Raw genomic sequence first — 17,628 nt, 5'->3', positions numbered from 1 at the left:
TGATGATCGCAAGACTCTGCCTGGCCAGCGTGCTGATCCTGGGCCTCAACCTGGCCTGGGCCGAAGAGCCGGTGGCGCTGGATGACAACGAGACGCCGTTATACGAAGTCAATTTCGTCGACACCGAGCTCAGCGAGTTCATCGACAGCGTCTCGCAAATTACCGGCACCACCTTCATCGTCGATCCACGGGTCAAGGGCAAGGTCACCGTGCGCACGGTCGATCGCCATGACAGCGACGCGATCTACGACATCTTCCTGGCCCAGTTGCGCGCCCAGGGTTTCGCCGCCGTCGACCTGCCCAACGGCAGCGTCAAGATCGTCCCCGACCAGGCCGCGCGGCTTGAGCCGGTACCGGTGGAGACGGCGGGCAAACCGGCGCAAGGCAGCGACGGGGTCGCCACCCGTGTGTTCAATGTACGCAACGCCGCCAGCGAGCAATTGCTGGGCATCCTCAAGCCGCTGATCGATCCCCGGGTCGGGGTGATCACCCCGTACCCTGCGGCCAACCTGCTGGTGATCACCGACTGGCGCAGCAACCTGGAACGCATCGACAGCCTGCTGCTGCAGCTCGACCAGGTCAGTGACGAGCCGATGCAGGTGATGCCGCTGCAGCATGCCAGCGCCAACGACACCAGCAAGTTGATCAGCCAGTTGCTGGCCCGCGAGCAGGGCGCCGACAGCGCCCAGGTGGTGGCCGACCCACGCAGCAATGCGCTGTTGGTGCGCGGCAGTGCCGACAGCCGCGAGCGGGTGCGCGCCTTGCTGGCGCAACTGGACCGCCCCGGCGATAACCTGCGCAGCTCCAACACCCAGGTGATCTACCTGCGCCACGCCAATGCCAGCGAAGTGGTCAAGGTGCTGCGCAGCCTCAGCCAGGACACCCTGCCAGCCGCCAACGGCGAGGGCGGCAAGGACGACAAGGCGCCGATGCCGGTAAGCAGCTCGGGGATTCGCCTGGAATATGAAGAAGGCACCAACGCCGTGGTCATGGTCGGCCCCGACAGCGAGCTGGCGGCGTATCGCAACATCGTCGAGCAACTGGACGTGCGCCGCGCGCAGGTGGTGGTCGAGGCGATCATTGCCGAGGTCTCGGATTCACGCGCCGAAGAGCTGGGGGTACAGTGGCTGTTCGCCGATGAGAAGTTCGGCGCCGGCACGGTCAACTTCGGCAGCAGCGGCCCGAGCATCGCCGCCATCGCCGGGGCTGCAGCGGGCAAGGACAACGCCGCGTTGGCCAAGCTGCTGTCAGGCACCAACGGCCTGACCGCAGGCTTTGGCAACTTCGGCGGCGGTTTCAACTTCGCCGTGCTGGTCAATGCGCTGAAGAGCAAAAGCGGCTTCAACCTGTTGTCGACGCCAACCCTGCTGACCCTGGACAACGCCGAAGCGTCGATCCTGGTCGGCCAGGAAGTGCCCTTCGTCACCGGCTCCGTGACCCAGGACAACACCAACCCGTACCAGACCATCGAGCGCAAGGAAGTCGGGGTCAAGCTGCGCATCAAGCCGCAGATCAACATCGACAACACCGTGCGCCTGGACATTGTCCAGGAGGTCTCGTCGATTGCCGACAACGCTTCGGCCAGCGATGTGATCACCAACAAGCGCGAGATCAAGACCAAGGTCATGGTCGAGGATAACGGCCTGGTGATCCTTGGCGGGCTGATCAGCGACGAGGTCACCTCGAGTAATCAGAAAGTGCCGTTGCTCGGTGATATTCCCTGGCTGGGGCGGCTGTTCAGTTCCTCTGGCCACCAGGGCGTGAAGCAGAACCTGATGGTGTTCATTCGCCCGCGGATCCTGCGCGACGGCCCGAGCCTGGCCAGCCTGAGCACCGAGAAATACCGCAACCTGCAGCAGGACACTGCCCTCAAGCTGCCGGCCATCAGCGATGACGGCAAGCTTCTGCAGGCCTTTCCGGCCAGCCGTCAGCGCCTCGACGAGGGTGTCTGGTGATGGAGCTGTTGCCCTATCGCCTGGCCCGCCAGGCCGGCCTTGCCGTGGCGCCTTTGGCGACGGGCTGGAGCCTGTGGCTGCGCAGCGATGTCGACAGCGATCAATTGCAGGAGCTGCTGCGCGTGCAGGGCCAGCCTGATGAAGTCTGCCACCTCGACAGCGCCAGTTTCGACAGCCGCCTGGGCCAGCTGTACCAGGCCGGCGAGGGTGCCACCGCCGCACTGATCGAAGGCATCGGCGAGCAGGTCGACCTCGACGGCCTGATGAGCGAAATGCCGCGCATCGAAGACCTGCTCGAAAGCGACGACGAAGCGCCGGTGATTCGCCTGATCAACGGCCTGTTTGCCCAGGCCTTGCGCCTGCAGGCCTCGGACATTCATATCGAGACCTTCGAGCAGAGCCTGGTGGTACGTTTGCGCATCGACGGCCACTTGCGTGAAGTGCTGCGCCCGCCGCGCGCACTGTCGGCGATGCTGGTGTCGCGGATCAAGGTCATGGCCCGCCTGGACATCGCCGAGAAACGCCAGCCTCAGGATGGGCGCATCACCCTGCGCGCAGCCGGGCGCGAGGTGGACGTGCGGGTCTCGACCCTGCCCGGCATCCACGGCGAGCGGGTGGTGATGCGTGTGCTCGACAAGCAGGCCAGCCTGCTGGCGCTGGCCAACCTCGGCATGCCTACAGCGGTGGAACAGGGCCTGCGCGGCTGCCTGGCGCGGCCAAACGGTATCGTCCTGAGCACCGGGCCGACCGGCTCGGGCAAGACCACCACGTTGTACGCCAGCCTCAATAGCCTCAACGATGGCAGCCGCAACATCCTTACCGTCGAAGACCCGGTCGAATACGCCATCGCCGGCATCGGCCAGACCGCCATCAACCCCCGCGCCGGGCTGACCTTCGCCACCGGCCTGCGGGCGATCCTGCGCCAGGACCCGGACGTGATCATGCTCGGCGAAATCCGCGACCGCGAGACCGCGCAGATCGCCGTGCAAGCCAGCCTCACCGGCCACCTGGTGCTCTCGACCCTGCACACCAACAGCGCCGTGGGGGCGGTGACGCGCCTGCGTGACATGGGTATCGAGCCGTTCCTGATCGCCTCGTGCCTGCGCGGGGTCATGGCCCAGCGCCTGGTGCGGCGCCTGTGCAGCTGTGCGCGGCCGCAACCCTTGCAGGCGGCTGAGCGGCAGCTGTGGCCGGAGCTGGCGGAGCTGAGCGAGACCTTCCATGCCGTCGGTTGCGAGCAGTGCCAGGGCAGCGGCTATCGTGGCCGCCTCGGTCTGTACGAATTCATCGAGCTGGACGCCGGGCTGATCGCCCTGCTGTACGACGGCGCCAGTGAAGTAGCCATGCACGAGCATCTGGCCGGGCGCCGCCAGAGCCTTGCCGGCATGGCCAGCGAGTGCCTGCGCCGCGGCGATACCAGCCTCGCCGAAGTGCTGCGCGCGGTGCAGGGCTAACCCATGCCGACCTTTCGTTACCAAGCGGTCGACCTCAGCGGCCGGGCACGCAAGGCCAGCATCCAGGCCGACAGCGAGCGCCATGCCCGCCAGTTGTTGCGTGAGCAAGGGCTGTTCACCCGGCAGTTGCAACGCCACGATGCGGCCACTCAACAGCCGCGCCGCCAGCGGGTCAACCGCGCCCAGTTGTGCGAGCTGACCCGGCAACTGGCGACCCTCACCGGCGCCGGCATTCCCTTGGTGGATGCCCTGGCGACCCTGGAGCGGCAACTGGTGGAACCGGCCCTGCGCAACCTGCTGGTGGCGGTGCGCGGATCGCTCGCCGAAGGCCTGAGCCTGGCCCGCAGCCTGGCGCGCCAGGGCGGGCTGTTCTCCGGCTTGTACTGCGCGCTGGTCGAGGCCGGCGAGCGTTCCGGGCGCCTGGCGCAAGTGCTGGAGCGTCTGGCCGAGCACCTCGAACAGGTTCAACGCCAGCAGCACAAGGCGCGCACGGCGCTGATCTACCCCTGCGTATTGATGGGGGTATCGCTGGCGGTGGTGGTTGGCCTGATGACCTTCGTGGTGCCCAAGCTTACCGAGCAGTTCGCTCACTCCGGGCAGAGCCTGCCGTGGATCACTTCGCTGCTGATCGGTATCAGCGACCTGCTGGTGCTGCTCGGGCCCTGGTTGCTGCTCGGTGGTGTATTGGCTTCGGTGCTCGGCGCCTGGCTGTTGCGCCGTCCGCACTGGCGTTTGCGCCGCGATGACCTGCTGCTGCGCCTGCCGCGGATCGGCAACTTGCTGGCGGTGCTGGAGAGCGCGCGGCTGTCGCGCAGCCTGGCGATTCTATGCGGCAGCGGCGTACCGCTGCTCGAAGCCCTGCAAGTGGCTACCGCCACGGTCAACAACCGGCGCATCCACCTGGCCCTGCAACGGGTCAGCAGCGATGTGCAGGGCGGGGTCAGCCTGCACCGGGCGCTGGATGCCAGTGGGCACTTCCCGCCGTTGCTGCTGAACATGGTCGCCAGTGGCGAAGCCAGCGGCACCTTGCCAGACATGCTCGAACGGGTCGCCGACAACCAGGAGCGTGGCTTCGCCCGCCAGGTCGACAGCGCCATGGCCTTGTTCGAGCCGCTGATGATCCTGGTGATGGGCGCGGTGGTGCTGTTCATCGTCCTCGCCGTGCTGTTGCCGATCATGCAGCTCAACCAGGGCCTGACACTTTGAAAAGGAGCAAGACCATGCACAGCCCACGCACGCGTCAACGCGGTTTTACCCTGATGGAAATCATGGTGGTGATCTTCATCATCGGCCTGTTGATCGCCGTGGTCGCTCCGAGCGTGCTCGGCAGCCAGGACAAGGCCATGAAGCAGAAGGTCATGGCCGACCTGTCGACCCTGGAGCAGGCGCTGGACATGTACCGTCTCGACAACCTGCGTTTCCCTTCGGCCGAGCAGGGCCTGGCGGCGCTGGTCAGCAAACCGACGGCAGAGCCGCTGCCGCGCGCCTGGCGCGCCGACGGTTACATCCGCCGCCTGCCGCAGGACCCCTGGGGCACTGCCTATCAGTACCGCGCCCCCGGCCAGCACGGGCGCATCGATATCTACTCGTTGGGCGCCGACGGCGTCGAGGGCGGCGAAGGTATCGATGCCGACCTGGGTAACTGGAACCTTTAAGGATGCGCAACGAGCGTGGTTTTACCCTGCTGGAGATGCTTGTGGTGCTGCTGATCGCCGGGCTGATGAGCACCTTGAGCATTGCCTGGCTCGACAGCGGCAAGGCGCCGGTGCAGCAGGCCCTTGAGCGCCTGGCCGGAGCCAGCCGCCAGCAGGCTGAGCTGGCGCTGCATGGGGGGGAGATTCGCGGCTTGCGCTGGAATGGCAGCCGCCCCGAATTTGTTCGCCGGGTCGCCGAGCGCTGGCAGGTCGAGCCCGTCGATTTCGCTGACTGGCCGGCAACGCTGCAAGCCGACTGGCCTGCCAGCCGCGAGCCACGCCTGGTGTTCACGCCCTCCGGGGTTGCCCGCAGCGCCACCTTGAACTGGCATTGGCCCGAAGGCACCCAGCGTTGGCAATGGAGCAGCGCCGGCCAGTTGCACAGGACGCCGCTGTGAAGCGCGCACAACGCGGCTTCACCCTGCTTGAGGTGACGGTGGCCCTGGGGATTGCCGCCGCCCTGGCAATCATGACCAGCCAGGTGTTGCGCCAGCGCCTGGCGGTGCAGCAGAGCGTGCAGCACCACCGCCTGGGGGTGCTCTGTGCGCGCGAGCTGCAGGCGCGGTTTGCCGTCGAGCGGTTCTGGCCGCTGCAAAGCAGCGCCGCCGGGCAATTGCAGCAAGGCGATGGCCAGTGTCACTGGCAACTGCAGTTGACCTCGACCGGCGTGCGCAACCTGCGCCGAGGGCAATTGCACCTGTTTGCCGACCGAGACGGGCGCGATCCGCTCGGCCAGTACCGTATCTTTCTGGTGCGCCCATGAAGCGCCGCCAGCAGGGCCTGACCTTGCTTGAACTGCTGGTGGCCCTGGCCCTGACCGCGGTGCTGGGGATCTTGCTGGCGGCGCTGGTCAATGCCTGGGCCGGTATGCGCGAGCGCTTGCAGCAACCTGCCCCGGGCTCGCCGGTGCTGGATTTCTGCCTGGCCCTGGAGCGGCGTTTCGACTCTACGGTGTTGCGCCAGCTCTATGAGCAACGTCTACCCCTGGCGATCAACTGGCTCGACTGGCAACCCGCCACCCTGCAGTTGCAATGGGTGGCGCGCAGTGCCTGGCCGCAAGCCGAGGGCGGCTCGCGCCTGCAGCGTCAGCGCCTGAGCTACGACACTCGCGGGCAACGCCTGCTGCTGGAAACCTCGTCCGACCTGTATGCGGTGGGTAAGCCTCAATGGCGTCAACGTGAACAGCTCGATCAGGTCACGGCGCCAAGCTTTGCGTTTTTTCAATCGGGCCGCTGGCTGGCCTTTCCTTCTGCCGAGCGGTCCGCCCCGGATCGCGGTGTGCGCCTTGAGTTCAAGCGTGATGGAGCACCTTATGTCTGTACCTTCGCCCTGCCGGAGGCACCCTGATGAAATGGCTTGAACGCTGGCAAACGCCACGCGAAAGCAACTGGTTGCTACTGCGCCCTGGTGTGGGGCAAGCGCCCTGGAGCTGGTTACGCCTGGCTGACGGCAGGCGCGAAGCCGGCGAGGGAGAACCGCCCAGCCCGGACGGCGCGCGCGTGGCGCTGATTCTGCCCGGTAACCACTGCAGCCATAGCCAGCTTGCGGCGCCGCCGGGGCTCAAGCGTGATGAGTGGCCTTTGCTGCTTGAAGAGCGTTTGCTGCAACCGGCCGAATCGATCCGTTGTGGCTGTGTTTCACGTCAGGGCAATCAACTGGAGCTGGTCAGCGTCGATCAGGCTTTGCTCGAACAATGGTTGGGCCAGTGCGCCGACTGGGGCTTGAGCGTCGAGCGCTGCTGGGCCGAGTTTCAGTTGCTGGCAGACACTCCAGCGGGTACCGCCCTGTGCTGGCAGCGCAGCCCGGACCTGCTGTTGCTCAAGGGGGTAACCGAACTCTCACGCCAGCATTGGCTGGCCTGGCCGACGCTGCTTGGATCGAACTTGCCGGCTCCCTGGCCAAGCCTGCAACCCGAAATGTTTGAAGGGGCCTGGCCAGCGCGGTTGGCCACGCTGGAGCCTTTGCCCAGCCTGTTTGCTCTGCACCCGGCGCGGCAGATGCGGCTGCGCGTTGCCATGGCCGCCGGGCAATGGCGCCTGATGGCCGCCTGCGCGCTGTTGGGGCTGGTCTGCAGCGGCCTGTGGCTGGCCCAGCAATGGCGCCAGAACGAGGTCTACAAGGCGCAAGTGGTGGCGGTCACCGGGCCGGTCACTTCACCTCGCCAGGCAGCCCAGCTCCTCAAGCGTCAGCGCCAGGCCGAGGCGGATCGCCACTTGCGCCTGCGTCAGATCGAGCAGTTGCAGATGGCGGTGCAGCAATGGTTGCAGGCACAACCCGGTTGGCATGTCAGCGCCAGTGGCTTTGACGGACAACGCTGGACCCTGCGCCTGCGTGGCGACCAGGCACCCGAGGCGGCAACCTGGCAGGCCATCGCCCGGCAGGTTGGCGTGGCGGTTGCAGCAAGCACGGGCGAAGGCCAACTGCAACTGGTGTTCGACCTGGGAGCTGTCTCATGAGTGCATGGCTGCAGCGCCGCTGGTTGATGCCGGCAGCCTGGGTGATGGTAGGCGTATTGCTTGTCACCTTGATCGTTCGTGAAGGCACGGCGCGCTTGCAGGACGCACGGCAGTGGCAAGCCCTGGCCCGCTCGGCGGCCAGCCTGCAGGTGCAGACGCGCTTCAGTGCCGAGCAACTGCAGCAATCGGCGCAGGCACACAGTATTGCCCTCAATGAAGTGCTGGCAGAAAACCACAGTTGGCAGATCAAGGGCCGTGCCGCCGATGAGCAAGGTGTGCAGCGCTGGCTACTGGCTGTACAGCGCGAAGGCGTGCGCCCGCTGCGCTGGTCGCTGGAGCAGGGCGAGTCAGGTATGAGCTTCGAGCTGGAGTTGCAACAATGAAGCGCGCGGGCTGGTTCGCCCTGGTGTTCGTGTTGAGCCTGTCGGCCGCTTTGCCGGCGAACTGGCTGCTCGCACCCGTTGCCGCCGAAGGCGTCTCCGGCAGCCTCTGGCAAGGCCAGGCGCAACGGCTGGGGCAGGTGGGGCCGGTCGCTTGGCACTGGCAGCCCTGGCGTCTGCAGGCCCAGGTCGAGCTTGGGTTCCAGGGGCAAAGCTGGCAGGTACAGGTCGCTGGCTGGCCGTGGAACTGGCGGGCGGCAGTAGTGCCAATGCAGCCTACACTCACGACGTCTTCGTCCTATCGGCTGACGGGTGAGTGGAGCGGGCGGATCGACGTGCAGGGTAGCGGTCGACAGTGCCGAGGCAGCCAGGGCGAGATCAGCGTCGACGGTCTGGCCATGGACGCGCCCTGGTCGGTGCCCCTTGGGGCGGGCCAGGTGCGCATTGATTGCTCGGCAGGCATGCATCTGCTGGCGCGGTTGCAGTTGCAGGGGCAGCATCAGGCCGAGCTGGATGCCGACCTGCTCGCCCGGCGCGCGAAGCTGCAGGGCGAGATGACACCGGGTACCGCCCTGTACCCGGTGTTGCTGGCGGCCGGCTGGCTCAAGGCGGATGCAACCGGCATCAGCCGCACCCTCAAGTGGTGACCGGCAGGCGGCCTCAGCGCGGCTTGCTGCCCTCCGTTATGCTCGAGGCCAGAGTGGTGCTGCGGTCATGCCCGCTGGTGCGCAGGAAACCGAGGTCCAACGGCTTTTCTCCTGCGTTGCTGTTGGCGCCGGAGCCGTAGACATCGATCAGGCCGCTGACCAGGTCGACCGGTGCGTTCGAGGCGTTGATGCCCACCTGGCGATAGTAATCGCGCCCCTGCACGTTCTGCTCGGTGACGGCGGCACCGCCCAACTGCACCTTGCCCTTGTTCGCTTGCAGGCTGGCGCCGGAGAGGCGCACGGCGCCACCGACCTCAAGGTCGATGCCGTCGCGGCCGTTGAGCGCGCTCTGGCTGGCGACGGTGTCGCGCTGGGTGTGCTCGACCTTGAGGGTGAAGGTGGGTGAGGTCTTCGGGTCGACTTTCTGCAACGCGCCGCCGACCGGTTTACCGACCTTGTCAGCCAGCGGGCCGGCCACCGCGTTGGCGGCGTTGATATAGCCCTGTGGGTTCTTTTCCTGGCTCAAGCGCGCATCCACCTGCACGTTCAACTGATTGACCCGGTCCTGGCGGCTGGCGACGTGCAGGTCGCCGCCGACCTGGCCGTCGATGCGCCCGGCATCCAGGCGTACACCTTCAAGGCGCGTGTCGCTCAGGCTGGTCAGGCTGATCTGGCCGGCGCGCCATTGGCTGTTGGCGAAGGTGAGATTGTCGGCGTTGTCGATGTTCACCTGCCCGCGGGCATACAGCCCGCGTTTGGCCTCTTTCGCGGTCGCCCCTGGCGCGGCGTTGAGGCCGGCACCGGCGGTGATGTCGAGGTTGTTGCGCCGTTCGCTGCTGCCTGCGGCCTCGATCAGCACGCCGCCTTCGCTGGCGCTGATGGCGACCCGGTTTGCCGAGGCCTTGACGCCTTGCAGCGTCAGCGCATCGTCCTGGCTGGCAGCACTGCTCAACAGCAGTTGCTCCCTGGCAAACCAGTTGGCCCCGCTGGCCGTGGTACTGGCTTCATCGACCCGGCCCGTGCCGAAGTGGCCACCCAGGCCACCGCCTTTGCCATTGCTGGTGCTTTTACCGAGCAATTCCAGGCCGCCGCCGATGTTGCTGCCTTGAGCCTTGTGGGTATCAGTGGCAGCGCTGACTTTCAGCGCACCCGCGCTTTGCAGCTCGATATCGGCGACCTTGGCCGCGCTGCTGCCGATGCGCCCACCCACAAGCTCGAGGGCACCACCGGCCTGCAGTTGCACTTTGCCTTTGGCGTCTATCTCTACCACGCGGGCCTGGGTATCGACACTGTCCAGTTTGCTCTGGTCAAGGTAGCCGCGAAACTTCAGGGCACTGCCCGCCGGTGCGTTGCCTGCCTTGAACCAGCCGTTGCCGTCGAGTTTGTTCAACTGTTGGCGCTGTTGATCGTTGGCCTGGGCAAGGCTCAGGTCACCCTTGGCCGTTATTTCAAGCGAGCCGTCGCCGGCATTGAAGCGCGTGCCTTCGTACAGGCCATCACTGCCCAGTTGCACCTGGATGCCGGTTTGCCCATAGAGGCTGCCAGGGCGAGCGGTTTGCGTGCTGTTGTCGGTCAGCAGCGAGCCACCCTTGCCGGACAGACGCAGGTTGATATCGCTGCCAGTGCTGGTTTCGACGCGCACCGCAGCGTCTACATCCAGGCGCTCGACACCTGTGCTGGTGCTGTCCTGGGCGGCGACGAAGCGATGGTTTTGCGCCTGGATCGACAAAGGCCCCTGGCTGGCCCGGTACTGGGTGCCGGCATCGTCGAGGCTGCCGGCCTTGAGGTTGAGACGCTGGCCCGTGAGTTCGGTGACCTGCGCGGTGCTGCTGCGCGTGGTTTGCTCGCGATTGAGGTGTTTGAACTCAAGATCAGCGCCCAGCGTTGGCGGGGCCAGGGCGTCTTCGATTGATGCCTGCTGGAAGCGACTGGCTTCTTTACCGGTGACCAGGTTCTCCACCGGGCGGGTCAGGTCCTTGTACACCAGGCTGGCGCCGAGGCTGGCTTGCCAGTGGGTCTGGGTCTGTTTTGATTCGCGGGTATCGTCGACGGCGCGATTGTCCACGCTGCCGGCCTGCAGCTCCAGCGACCGGCCAGCTGTCAGGCGGGCAGCCTCGTTGACCAGCGTGTCGGCAGTCACGCGCAGATCGCCAGTGGCGCTCAGGCTGCTGCGTTGCGCCTGGCTTGCGCGTTCATCGACCTCCTGGCGCCTGTAGTAGCCTTCGAAGGCGCTGCCAACAGCATCGATGCCGCCACTGACCCGCAGGCCGCCGCCACTTTCGCCGGTGGTGGTCTGCTGCGACTGTAGCTCGCGAGCTGCGCTTACGGTGACAGTGCGACCATCCAACTGAAGGTCACCGGCGAGCGCCTCAATGCTGGAGCCCGTGATGTCGATGGCTTTAGCACTTTCGAGTGCAACGCCTGCGCCCTTGAGCTCGCTGGCAACCTGCTTGAGGTGGGATGCCTGCGTGTCGGTGTTGACCACGGCGTAACCCACCGAAGCCGTGTACTGGTGCGAGTCGGGCTTGCCGTCGATGGCGTCCTGGGTCTGGCTGGCATTGGCAGTGAAGCCCTGTTGCCGGTTTTGTTCGCTGACGGTCTGCAGTTGTTCGGCGCTGCGCACATCGATGGCGTTTTGCGCCTGCAGGTGCAATTGCTTGCCGGCCTGAAGCCTTGAACCGATCACCTGCAGGTCATCGGCGCTGGCCAGGCGCAGGTTGCTTGCAGAGGCCAGGTCGCTGCTTAGCACTTGCTGGCGGTGTTCCTGGCGCTGGCTGTTTTCGGCGATCAGGCCGAACAGTTTGCTATCGCTCTCGCGTTGCTCGACGCTGGACTCATTGTGTGTCGCTTCGACCGACAGCCGGGCTTTTTCACTGAGCAACAGTGCATCGCCTTTGGCTTGAACCTTTGAGCCTTTGATTTGCACCTGGTCAGCCACCACGGTCAATGCACCTTCAGCTTGAAGGTTACTGGCGCTACCCTGTTGGCCCTTGGCTTCGGTCTGGCCGTTCTTGCCGAAGAAGCTGCCGGAGACCAGGTCGCCACTGTAGTTGCGGGTGTTTTCGTCGTTGCTCAGTGCGATGCTGGCGACCTCCAGCTTGCCGGCCTTAAGGTTCATGTCGCCGGCGCTGCTCAGGGCGCTGCCCAGTATCTGCGTGTTGCCTTTGGACGCCAGGGAAACCTGCTGGCCGGACAGAACACTGGCCTTGGCGCTTTCCTGGTAGCTGCTGCTGTCCTTGTCACCGCGCCACAGGTGTTTGCGGTGGCGGATTTTTTCATCGACCTGCAGGCTGTCGACGCCGGCGCTGATGGTCAGGTTCTGGCCCGCCTTGACCGACAGGTCGCCACCGGCCTCGACGCTGGCGGCGACCATGCGCAGGTCGCCGCCCGCCTGCAGGTTGATGTCCTGGCTGGCCTTGATCTGGCTGCCGACCTGTTGGCGCTCGGTGCGGGTGCTTTCGCGCTCGTAGGTTTCGGTGGTGATGAGCCCCCACTTTTCTTTGCGGTTCTGCTGTTCGCGGCTGATGTTTTCCCGCGCTTGGGCATCGAGGGTGAGGTTCTTGCCGGCCTTGATGTTTATCTGTTGCGCCTGGGCGCGTACGGCGCTGATCTCCAGGGTGCCGGCAGCGTCTATGTCGATCCCGTCGCGGGCCTGCAACTGGCTGCTGGCCATGCGCACACCGGCGCCTGCCGCAGTGCTGAGGATACGGATGCGCCCGGCTTGCATGGCGCCAAACAGGCTGGCATCGATACTGCCAGCCGGCGCCACCAGGTGCTCGATGACCTGGCCGTCGGTGGCGTCGATGCGGTTGCGCCCGACCACCAGGCTCAAGTCGTCGCGCGCCGCGAGCGCGCCGCGGCTGTCGATGCGTGGGGCGATCAGTTCGAGAGCTCCGTAGTGGTTGCTCTGGCCGGCGCCAAGGACCTCCAGGGTGCCGCTGGCGGTACGGGTATCGAGGTACTTGAGGCGCTGGTCTTGCAGCTCGACCGTACCGACCAGAAAGCCTGCACGGGTGGTATTGATGAAGCTGCCACCGTTGAGGGTGATGCCATTGGGGTTGGCCAGGATGTAGTCGGCCGGGCGACCGAAGATTTCCTGTGGGCCGGCAATGCGCGAGGCGTTGCGGCTGATCACTTCATTGAGAATGGTCGAGGCGGCCTGGCCCTGAAACTGCGGGTTGGCGGCCAGGGCGCCGGCCAGTTGCGATTGCCCGGTCTGCAGGGCGTTGTTCAACACCAACCCGGATTTGTTGACGTTGTAATCGAGAAACTGGTTGTGCGACAGGCCACTGGCGTTGGGCGCGACAATATCGATCACCGGTACACCGTGCCGATCGGTGATCAGCGGCGTACCGGCAACCCCGGCTGCCGCTTGCAGGCCGTTGGCGGCAAGGCCAATGCCCGGGCTCATCAGGCTCAGGGCGATTATCCAGCGCAGGCGATTGAGCCTGCGCCGTTGTACAGCGGGGGAGGGCGTCTTGGGCATCACTGTCTTCTCTTTTTTGTTGTGGACTTCAGATGTTCAGTACCCACTCCAGCAGCCAGTAGCCGGGCTCCAGGTCCTGGCGGCGGGTGTTGCTGGCGTGCAGCGCGCGTTGGTAGTCAAGCTTGAGCAGGCTGTCGGGCAGGTTCAGTTCAAGGCCGGCATGGGCGCCGGCCAAGCGCTGTGCGGCGCGGCCGTGGTCGAATTTGCTCCAGCCCAGGTCCAGGCCCAGATGCGGGCGAATCACTAGCCCGGCGGGCAGGTTCAGGGCCAACGGCTGGCTCAGGGTGTTGCGCCAGGCGGCGCCGCTAGCACCAGCCGCCACCTGTTGGCGAAAGCCGCGCACGGCACTGGTGTCGCTGAGCAGCAATTGCTCGACTGCCGGCAGAGCGTCGGCGCTGTACTGCAGGTTCAGTTCGCTCTGCCAACGCCAGGGCCAGGCCGGGTCACGGCCCTGGCGCAGGTGCAGGGCGCTTGCGCGGTACTTGCGAAACTGCGGCTGCGGCGCGTTGCTGGCCAGCGGCGCAGTATCGGCGCCAAACCATTCCAGGCCCTGGGCAATGCCCAGGTAGGCACTCCACAGGTTGGCGTCGAGCCACAGCAGGTTCAGGCCTGCCTCCAGGCTGGTAAGGGTCGGGCTTTGCACGTGCAGGCGTTGCCCGGCCAGGCGGTTGTCCAGGCGCTTCTGGTCCAGGCGCAGGCTGGCGCTGAGCAGCCCGTGCTGGTTGCGCCACAGGTTGCGTTCAAGGCTCAGGCCGTAGAACCCGCTCTGGCCACTGCTGCGCTCGCGCCGGCCCGGCAGTTGCGCCTGGTACTGCAGCTGGTTGAGGTTGAGCGCGTAGGTCCAGGGGCCGTAGGGGATGCTGTAGTACAGGCCGTAGCCGCGGCTGTAACTGGCGCCGGAACCGAGCGACGAGGTAAGCGACAGCTGGCTGTAGTCATTGAGTTGCAACGGGCTGTCCAGGGTCAGGCTGGCGCCGACTCGCTCGCGCCCGGTCAGCTCGCTGCCGCGGTTGTCGAAGCTGCTGCCCAGGCGCCAGCGCGGGTTGATCTGCCGCGGCGTGATGAGGATGCGGGTGCCGCCTTGCAGCTCGCCGGGCAGCAGGTCGGCGCCCAGGTCGAAGGCTCGCAGCCGGTTCAGCTGGTCCATGCCCTGTTCCAGTTCGCTCAGGCGCAAGGGCTGGCCGAGCAGGGTCGGGAACGCGCTGTGCAGTGACAGCGGCAAGTCGGGGTCGGCCAGCTCGATCGACTCGACAAAGCCCTCGACGATCTCGATGTCCAGGGTCGCGCCTGCTTGCGGCGGCTGGCTCAGGTAGGGGCGGCTGGTCAGGTAGCCGGCTTGCACATACTGCTCGGTGATGGTTTTGAGGATCAGGTTGATCCGTGCCACGTCCATGCACGGGGTCAGCAGCGGTCGCACGCTGGCGGCCAGTTCTGCCGAGCCGAGTTGCCGGTTGCCAGCCAGGCGCACGCCGTTCAGCGGCCAGCAGGGCGAGACCTCGGTGGCGGCTGGTGCTTGGCTGGCCGGTTCGGCCAATTCATCGCCACGTTGCAGCTTGCGCAGGCGTTGACGTTGCTCGAGTTGTTCCAGTTGCAGGCGCTGGTCGCGTAGCGGCTGAATGCCCAGGTGTTCATGAGCACTGGCGGGAGGCACCATCAACAGCACAATTAAGAGGGCCGAAGGCCGGATGACAAGGCGTGCAGCGACAATGCTGAGTGAACTGGGCATGCAGTAGCGTCCAGGTGGTATCCAGATGCGTGGATCTTATGGACGCTGCTATTCGAATGGATGCGCTACCGAGCCGATAGAAGGGTAGGGCTGAGGCCTGAGTTACGAGGGAAGCTTCCGACGTAATTGTCGGAAGCGCCTTAAGGGGCGATCAGGGGCGGATCTCGATCATGGTGCCGTCCGGGACCATGTTCCACACTTCGCGCATGTCGCGGTTGGTCATGGCGATGCAGCCTTCGGTCCAGTCGAGGGTGTGGAAGACTTCTTCCGGGTATTCCTCACTCAGCGGCGTGCCGTGGATCATGATCATCCCTCCCGGCGGAACGCCTTCACGACGGGCGCGGGCGGCGTCGGTGATATTCGGGTAGGACACGTGCATGGCCAGGTTGTAGCGGTCGCTCTGCTTGCGCCAGTCGATCCAGTAGAAGCCTTCGGGGGTGCGCTTGTCGCCTTCGCGCAGCTTGGCGCCCTTGGGTTGCTTGCCCAGGGAGATGCGGTAGGTTTTCAGCGGCGTGCCGGCGCTGATCAGCTGTAAACGACGTTCGGACTTGATCACCAGGATCTTGTCGATCAGCGCAGGCTTGGGCGCTTGCGGTTGCAGTGGCGAAGGCGCGGTCTGGTCGACCGGCCGGGTGATGATGGTTTCGGTGAAACCCGCCTGGGACATCGAAGCCACACTGAGGCAGAAAAGGGCAAGCAACCAGCGCATGAAACGATATCCCTGAAAAAGCTAGGTGTTGGGTGACGAGACGAGCATGGGTGACAGGCATTCATTGCCGATCGGGAAGCGCTGCTCGATGCGGTCACGATAATAGCATTCTAGGGTACGACTGACGGTGCGGAAAGCCAGCTCGTCCCACGGGATTTCACTTTCGTCGAAAAGCCGCACTTCCAGGCTCTCGACGCCCACGGCAAAGTCCAGGTCGGCAAGCTCGGCGCGAAAGAACACGTGCACCTGGTTGATGTGCGGCAGGTCGAACAGTTGGTAGAGGCTCATGCCGCCTACGCGGGCGCAGGCTTCTTCATCGGTTTCCCGGCGCGCGGCCTGTTCGATGGTTTCGCCGTTCTCCATGAACCCGGCGGGCAAGGTCCAGTAGCCTCGGCGCGGTTCGATGGCGCGGCGGCACAACAGCACCCGGCTGCCCCAGGTCGGCAGCACCCCGGCGACAATGTTGGGGTTCTGGTAATGAATGGTCTGGCAGTGATCGCAGACATAGCGCAGGCGGGTATCGCCCTCGGGAATACGCTGAATCACCTGATTGCCGCACGCACTGCAGAATTTCATGCTTTTATTCCTGTTAGGTGCGCCTATCTTGGCGCCACTGTCCCTGCGGCCGCAAGCCGGATCGTCGCCGGGACTTGGGCGGCCCGCGGCTTTGGTGCATCATGCACGACAGGCTTTGGAATCGAGAGAGAGCAATGCTGGACGAGCTACTTCGCCGCGTGAGCAGTCATACGCCGAGTACCCTGGAGACGGACCGACGTTTTCCCGAGGCCGCTGTGTTATTGCCCATCACCCGCAGCGAAGAGCCGGAGCTGGTGTTGACCCTGCGCGCCAAGGGCTTGTCGACCCACGGCGGCGAGGTGGCCTTCCCCGGTGGTCGCCGCGATCCGGAAGACCCCGACCTGATCTTCACCGCCCTGCGTGAAGCCGAAGAAGAAATCGGCCTGCCGCCGGGCCTGGTGGAGATCATCGGCCCGTTGAGCCCGCTGATCTCGCTGCATGGGCTGAAAGTGACGCCTTTCGTCGGCCTGATTCCGGATTTTGTCGAATACCAGGCCAACGACGCCGAGATCGCTGCGGTGTTCACCGTGCCGCTGGAGTTCTTTCGCCAGGACCCGCGTGACCATACCCACCGTATCGATTATCAGGGCCGCAGTTGGTACGTGCCCAGCTACCGCTATGGCGAGTACAAGATCTGGGGGCTGTCGGCGATCATGATCGTCGAGCTGGTCAACTTGCTTTACGATGCCAACATCAGCCTGCATCAGCCGCCTGAACGCTTTACCCCCATTTGAGCGGGACCACCCGCCAGCCACGCCGCACCGTGAGGATCCACGCATGAAATACCGTCTGGGCGACCTGCGGGTCGAAACCCATCCGCGCAGCTGGGTTGCGCCGACTGCCACGCTGATCGGCAAGGTACGCCTGCAGGCCGGCGCCAACGTCTGGTTCGGCGCGGTGTTGCGCGGCGATAACGAGCTGATCGACATTGGCGAGAACAGCAACGTCCAGGACGGCACGGTGATGCACACCGACATGGGCTCGCCGCTGACCCTGGGCAAGGGCGTGACCGTCGGCCACAACGCCATGCTGCACGGTTGCACGGTTGGCGACCACAGCCTGGTCGGTATCAACGCGGTGATCCTCAACGGTGCGCGGATCGGCAAGTACTGCATCATCGGCGCCAACGCGCTGATCCCCGAAGGCAAGGAAATACCTGACGGCTCGCTGGTGATGGGCTCGCCGGGCAAGGTGGTGCGCGAACTGACCGAGGCGCAAAAGAAGATGCTCGAGGCCAGTGCCGCCCACTACGTGCACAACGCCGAGCGTTATGCCCGCGACCTGGCCCCGCAGGAGGATTGATGAGCACGCCTGAACGCCCGGTGGCCTCGCCCTGCGTGCAGATCTGCGCGCTGGATGACGCCGATATCTGCACCGGCTGCCAACGCAGCGCCGCTGAAATCACCCGCTGGGGGCGGATGGACAACAGCGAGCGGCGTCAGGTGCTCAAGCTGTGCCACGAGCGCGCGGTCGCGGCCGGGCTGATCTTCAGCGTCGGCGCATGATCCGCCGCTTGGCCGCCGGCAAGCGCTGCAGTACCCTGTA

Annotated in this window: 17 protein-coding genes; 13 read left to right on the top strand and 4 right to left on the bottom strand. The window is 65.4% G+C overall.

Going from position 1 to position 17,628, the window contains the following annotated elements:
• Positions 1 to 2: 2 nt before the first annotated feature.
• Genes gspD through gspN form a run of 10 tightly spaced genes read left to right on the top strand, consistent with a single transcriptional unit; the run spans position 3 to position 8,586 of the window.
• Positions 3 to 1,955 carry a type II secretion system secretin GspD gene (gspD, locus tag ACIOVF_RS11385; protein WP_045196609.1) on the top strand — a complete coding sequence of 651 codons (1,953 nt, stop codon included), beginning with the start codon at positions 3 to 5 and terminating at the stop codon, positions 1,953 to 1,955.
• Between the two features lie 5 nt (positions 1,956 to 1,960).
• Entirely contained in the window at positions 1,961 to 3,409 is a 1,449-nt protein-coding gene (locus ACIOVF_RS11380) for a GspE/PulE family protein (protein WP_401289963.1), read from the top strand.
• Between the two features lie 3 nt (positions 3,410 to 3,412).
• Complete coding sequence (gspF, locus tag ACIOVF_RS11375) at positions 3,413 to 4,615, top strand: type II secretion system inner membrane protein GspF (protein ID WP_401289485.1); 1,203 nt, start codon at positions 3,413 to 3,415, stop codon at positions 4,613 to 4,615.
• Positions 4,616 to 4,629: 14 nt separating this feature from the next.
• Positions 4,630 to 5,064 carry a type II secretion system major pseudopilin GspG gene (gspG, locus tag ACIOVF_RS11370; protein ID WP_093386906.1) on the top strand — a complete coding sequence of 145 codons (435 nt, stop codon included), beginning with the start codon at positions 4,630 to 4,632 and terminating at the stop codon, positions 5,062 to 5,064.
• A gap of 2 nt (positions 5,065 to 5,066) precedes the next feature.
• Positions 5,067 to 5,501, top strand: a complete 435-nt coding sequence (locus ACIOVF_RS11365; protein WP_401289483.1) for a prepilin-type N-terminal cleavage/methylation domain-containing protein — start codon at positions 5,067 to 5,069, stop codon at positions 5,499 to 5,501.
• Positions 5,498 to 5,866 carry a type II secretion system protein GspI gene (locus ACIOVF_RS11360; RefSeq protein WP_401289480.1) on the top strand — a complete coding sequence of 123 codons (369 nt, stop codon included), beginning with the start codon at positions 5,498 to 5,500 and terminating at the stop codon, positions 5,864 to 5,866. The genes ACIOVF_RS11365 and ACIOVF_RS11360 overlap by 4 nt, the downstream gene beginning before the upstream one ends.
• Positions 5,863 to 6,450 (top strand): prepilin-type N-terminal cleavage/methylation domain-containing protein, encoded by a 588-nt coding sequence (locus ACIOVF_RS11355; protein ID WP_093386896.1) that lies wholly within the window; start codon positions 5,863 to 5,865, stop codon positions 6,448 to 6,450. Before ACIOVF_RS11360 ends, ACIOVF_RS11355 begins: the two co-directional genes overlap by 4 nt.
• The gene (locus tag ACIOVF_RS11350) at positions 6,450 to 7,559 is read left to right on the top strand and encodes a type II secretion system protein GspL (RefSeq protein WP_401289477.1); all 1,110 of its coding nucleotides are present in this window, start codon (positions 6,450 to 6,452) and stop codon (positions 7,557 to 7,559) included. Before ACIOVF_RS11355 ends, ACIOVF_RS11350 begins: the two co-directional genes overlap by 1 nt.
• Entirely contained in the window at positions 7,556 to 7,942 is a 387-nt protein-coding gene (gene gspM / locus ACIOVF_RS11345; RefSeq protein WP_213602260.1) for a type II secretion system protein GspM, read from the top strand. The genes ACIOVF_RS11350 and gspM overlap by 4 nt, the downstream gene beginning before the upstream one ends.
• Positions 7,939 to 8,586, top strand: coding sequence for a type II secretion system protein N (gspN, locus tag ACIOVF_RS11340; RefSeq protein WP_401289473.1), 648 nt, complete (start codon positions 7,939 to 7,941; stop codon positions 8,584 to 8,586). The genes gspM and gspN overlap by 4 nt, the downstream gene beginning before the upstream one ends.
• Before the next feature lie 13 nt (positions 8,587 to 8,599).
• Here the strand turns inward: gspN and ACIOVF_RS11335 are convergent, their stop codons facing one another.
• The 4 genes from ACIOVF_RS11335 to ACIOVF_RS11320 all read right to left on the bottom strand — a co-directional run bounded on the left by ACIOVF_RS11335 (position 8,600) and on the right by ACIOVF_RS11320 (position 16,083).
• Complete coding sequence (locus ACIOVF_RS11335; protein ID WP_401289470.1) at positions 8,600 to 13,072, bottom strand: hemagglutinin repeat-containing protein; 4,473 nt, start codon at positions 13,070 to 13,072, stop codon at positions 8,600 to 8,602.
• Positions 13,073 to 13,100: 28 nt separating this feature from the next.
• Positions 13,101 to 14,726 (bottom strand): ShlB/FhaC/HecB family hemolysin secretion/activation protein, encoded by a 1,626-nt coding sequence (locus tag ACIOVF_RS11330; protein WP_401289468.1) that lies wholly within the window; start codon positions 14,724 to 14,726, stop codon positions 13,101 to 13,103.
• 223 nt (positions 14,727 to 14,949) lie between these two features.
• Positions 14,950 to 15,507, bottom strand: coding sequence for a murein L,D-transpeptidase family protein (locus tag ACIOVF_RS11325; RefSeq protein ID WP_045196533.1), 558 nt, complete (start codon positions 15,505 to 15,507; stop codon positions 14,950 to 14,952).
• A 21-nt stretch (positions 15,508 to 15,528) separates the two neighbouring features.
• Positions 15,529 to 16,083 carry an NUDIX hydrolase gene (locus ACIOVF_RS11320; RefSeq protein ID WP_045196535.1) on the bottom strand — a complete coding sequence of 185 codons (555 nt, stop codon included), beginning with the start codon at positions 16,081 to 16,083 and terminating at the stop codon, positions 15,529 to 15,531.
• A gap of 134 nt (positions 16,084 to 16,217) precedes the next feature.
• On the opposite strand from ACIOVF_RS11320, the gene ACIOVF_RS11315 reads away from it, so the two are divergent.
• The 3 genes from ACIOVF_RS11315 to ACIOVF_RS11305 are packed head-to-tail and all read left to right on the top strand — an operon-like array spanning position 16,218 to position 17,588.
• Entirely contained in the window at positions 16,218 to 16,817 is a 600-nt protein-coding gene (locus ACIOVF_RS11315; RefSeq protein WP_010220257.1) for a CoA pyrophosphatase, read from the top strand.
• Between the two features lie 43 nt (positions 16,818 to 16,860).
• Positions 16,861 to 17,385 carry a gamma carbonic anhydrase family protein gene (locus ACIOVF_RS11310; protein ID WP_045196537.1) on the top strand — a complete coding sequence of 175 codons (525 nt, stop codon included), beginning with the start codon at positions 16,861 to 16,863 and terminating at the stop codon, positions 17,383 to 17,385.
• Positions 17,385 to 17,588, top strand: a complete 204-nt coding sequence (locus ACIOVF_RS11305) for a DUF1289 domain-containing protein (RefSeq protein ID WP_045196539.1) — start codon at positions 17,385 to 17,387, stop codon at positions 17,586 to 17,588. Before ACIOVF_RS11310 ends, ACIOVF_RS11305 begins: the two co-directional genes overlap by 1 nt.
• Positions 17,589 to 17,628 lie beyond the last annotated feature (40 nt).

Origin of the sequence: Pseudomonas sp. NPDC087612 (assembly GCF_044743505.1) — a bacterium.
Taxonomy (GTDB): Bacteria; Pseudomonadota; Gammaproteobacteria; order Pseudomonadales; family Pseudomonadaceae; genus Aquipseudomonas.
Note: the sequence above shows the minus strand (reverse complement) of the source record. Positions and strands in the feature narration are given on the sequence as shown.

Coding starts and splice junctions, on each gene's coding strand:
- ACIOVF_RS11330 (WP_401289468.1), bottom strand. CDS start 14,726: ATGGTGCCTCCCGCCAGTGCTCATGAACACCTGGGCATTCAGCCGCTA.
- ACIOVF_RS11320 (WP_045196535.1), bottom strand. CDS start 16,083: ATGAAATTCTGCAGTGCGTGCGGCAATCAGGTGATTCAGCGTATTCCC.
- gspM (WP_213602260.1), top strand. CDS start 7,556: ATGAGTGCATGGCTGCAGCGCCGCTGGTTGATGCCGGCAGCCTGGGTG.
- ACIOVF_RS11355 (WP_093386896.1), top strand. CDS start 5,863: ATGAAGCGCCGCCAGCAGGGCCTGACCTTGCTTGAACTGCTGGTGGCC.
- gspF (WP_401289485.1), top strand. CDS start 3,413: ATGCCGACCTTTCGTTACCAAGCGGTCGACCTCAGCGGCCGGGCACGC.
- ACIOVF_RS11350 (WP_401289477.1), top strand. CDS start 6,450: ATGAAATGGCTTGAACGCTGGCAAACGCCACGCGAAAGCAACTGGTTG.
- gspD (WP_045196609.1), top strand. CDS start 3: ATGATCGCAAGACTCTGCCTGGCCAGCGTGCTGATCCTGGGCCTCAAC.
- gspN (WP_401289473.1), top strand. CDS start 7,939: ATGAAGCGCGCGGGCTGGTTCGCCCTGGTGTTCGTGTTGAGCCTGTCG.
- ACIOVF_RS11365 (WP_401289483.1), top strand. CDS start 5,067: ATGCGCAACGAGCGTGGTTTTACCCTGCTGGAGATGCTTGTGGTGCTG.
- ACIOVF_RS11315 (WP_010220257.1), top strand. CDS start 16,218: ATGCTGGACGAGCTACTTCGCCGCGTGAGCAGTCATACGCCGAGTACC.
- ACIOVF_RS11335 (WP_401289470.1), bottom strand. CDS start 13,072: ATGCCCAAGACGCCCTCCCCCGCTGTACAACGGCGCAGGCTCAATCGC.
- ACIOVF_RS11325 (WP_045196533.1), bottom strand. CDS start 15,507: ATGCGCTGGTTGCTTGCCCTTTTCTGCCTCAGTGTGGCTTCGATGTCC.
- ACIOVF_RS11310 (WP_045196537.1), top strand. CDS start 16,861: ATGAAATACCGTCTGGGCGACCTGCGGGTCGAAACCCATCCGCGCAGC.
- ACIOVF_RS11305 (WP_045196539.1), top strand. CDS start 17,385: ATGAGCACGCCTGAACGCCCGGTGGCCTCGCCCTGCGTGCAGATCTGC.
- gspG (WP_093386906.1), top strand. CDS start 4,630: ATGCACAGCCCACGCACGCGTCAACGCGGTTTTACCCTGATGGAAATC.